This is a genomic window from uncultured Thiodictyon sp. (assembly GCF_903828115.1).
In the GTDB taxonomy this organism is placed as follows: Bacteria; Pseudomonadota; Gammaproteobacteria; order Chromatiales; family Chromatiaceae; genus Thiodictyon.
Window position 1 is genome coordinate 1 of record NZ_CAIKKU010000005.1, and the last position, 2,258, is coordinate 2,258.

Annotated in this window: 2 protein-coding genes; both read left to right on the forward strand. The window is 76.5% G+C overall.

The annotated features are described in order from the left end of the window. Positions 1 to 814: DUF4129 domain-containing protein (locus QZY48_RS00155; protein WP_295426312.1), on the forward strand; the 814-nt coding region annotated here is incomplete at its 5' end. After that, the gene (locus QZY48_RS00160; RefSeq protein ID WP_295426313.1) at positions 804 to 2,009 is read left to right on the forward strand and encodes a DUF4350 domain-containing protein; all 1,206 of its coding nucleotides are present in this window, start codon (positions 804 to 806) and stop codon (positions 2,007 to 2,009) included. The genes QZY48_RS00155 and QZY48_RS00160, both read left to right, overlap by 11 nt. Positions 2,010 to 2,258: the final 249 nt, after the last annotated feature.

The window sequence follows — 2,258 nt, forward strand, 5'->3', positions numbered from 1 at the left end:
CGGCCGCCGCGGCAGCGCCCGCGCCGCGGTGTCGGCCGGCCTGCTGTGCGCTGCCGTGCTCGCCGCCTGGCCAGGCCCGCCGGTCGGCGCCGACCCCCTGCCGCCCCTGCCGGCACCGGCACCGGCACGCGCCTTGATCGCCGAGGTCCTGGCCGACGCCGACTTCGGGCGAACGCGCACGGAGTCCGTCTGGACCTATATCGGCCCCGACGAGGAGACCGCCGCGCCGGACCCGACCTGGCTCAAGGACCTGGGCGACTTCGCAGTGATCCTGGGGCGCCTGGCCAAGGGGCTCCTGGTGGTCCTGGCGGTCGTCGCCGTCGCCCTCCTGATCCGGCGCATCCTGCGCGACTGGCAGCCCGGCGCCTGGCGGCGGCGCCGGCCGGCGCAGCGCCCGGCCCCCGCGGCCCCGGAGTCCCTAGGCGGGGACCCGGACCCGGACGCGGCCGGGCTGGCGCGGGCGGTGCGCGCCCGGCTCACCGCCGGGGACCCGCGCGGCGCCCTGGCGCTCCTGTATCGGGGCAGCATCGGCCACCTGGGGCGGCGCGGCCTGCGCATCCCGGACGGGGCCACCGAGGGTGAGTGCCTGCGGCTCGCCGCCGGCCACCCGGGCACCGGGGACCTGGTACCCCTGCGGCGCCTCACCCGGGACTGGCAGGCCCTGGCCTATGCCCAGCAGGCGCCGGACCCGGAGCGCATCGCCGCGCGTCTCGACGACTGGCTGCGCTGGACGGGGCACGGCGGGCCCGCCGGGGACGCCGCGGCGGCCGGGGAGCCGCGGGCCCGCGCGGGGAGCGACGCCGATGGCCGCTGAGCAGCGCACCCTGGGCCTGGTCCTGATCGGCCTGACCCTGATTGCCGCGGTGTCCTTCGGCGCCTGGTTCCTCACCAACTTCGAGCGCCGGCCCCAGGAAGTCGCCGTCGGCGCCGCGGCGGCGGCCCGCCGCAACCCCTTCCTGGCCGCGGAGCGCTTTCTCACCCGCCTGGGCATCCCGGCGGAAAGTCGCGCCGGCGCCGGCTTGCTGCACCAGCCCCCGCCGACGGCGGATACACTGGTCGTCAATGGCCTGGGCCGGCTCAACGCGCGGCACCGCGCCACCCTGGGCGCCTGGCTCCGGGGCGGCGGGCGCCTGGTGGTCGAGGCGACCGACCCGGGGGACCAGGATCCCAGCCCGGACGACCTCCTGGGCGGGTTCGGGATCGGGCGCACCAGGGTCGAGGGGACGGCCGACAAGCGCCCGGGACCGGATGGGGAGCAGGCCCTGGGGCAGATCCTGTGGGGGGACCCGCGCGCGCCGCTGAGGGTCGGCTTCGATCCGGACTGGGCCTTGAAGGTCGCGGACCCCACCCAGGCCAACCTGGTGCACGCCGCCGGGCACCCCCGCCTGCTGCAGCAGGCGGTCGGCGCCGGGCTGCTCACCGTCACCAGCGACCTCGGGTTCCTGACCAACGAGCGGATCGGGCGCCACGACCACGCGCTGTTCTTCGCCCGACTGGCCCGGCCGCCCCCCGGGGGCAAGGTCTGGCTGTTGTACGATAGCTCGGTGCCCTGGCTCGGCGCCCTGCTGTGGGCCGCCGCGCCCGCGGCCCTGGTTGCGGCCGGGGTGCTGGTCCTGGTCTGGGCCTGGTCCCTGGGCGCCCGGCTCGGCCCCCTGACCCCGGTCCCGGACCGCCGCCGCCGCGACCTGATCGAGCACCTGGACGCCGCCGCCGCCTTCCTCTGGCGCCATGGCCGAGCCGGCCAACTGGTGGCGTCGACCCAGCGGCAGGTCCTCGGCGCCTGGCAGCGGCGCCGCCCCGAACTGCGCCACCTGGCGCCTGCGCAGCAGGCCGCGGTGATCGCCAAGGCCGGCGCCCGGCCCGCCGGACCCGTCGCCGCCGCCCTGCACACCCAGGCCCCCGATGCCCCCGCCTTCGTCGAGCAGACGCGTCTCCTCAAGGCCCTGTGGCAAGGCACCCGGGAGCACCGCACAGCAGCCCGGCCCGGTCCGGGGTGCGATCAGAACTGATGTGGTGACCGAGATCGCGGGTACGCTTTCGTTGTCGTTGTCGTTGTCGTTGTCGGCCTTGGTCATAAACCCGGCCACCGCGCGATCTGCACGGGCGGCGGTCCGCACGGGCGGCGGTCCGCACAGCGGACCCTACGGATCGCGGATCCGGACAGACCCTTGGTGTAGGGGCGGGTTTGAAACCCGCCCCTACGTCCGGTTATCACGCCGATGACTATAAACCGCGCCGGCTCCAGCAATCGTCGAATC

What these genes read in the sequence shown, in the direction of transcription:
- QZY48_RS00160 (WP_295426313.1), top strand. Translation starts at nt 804, where the DNA reads ATGGCCGCTGAGCAGCGCACCCTGGGCCTGGTCCTGATCGGCCTGACC.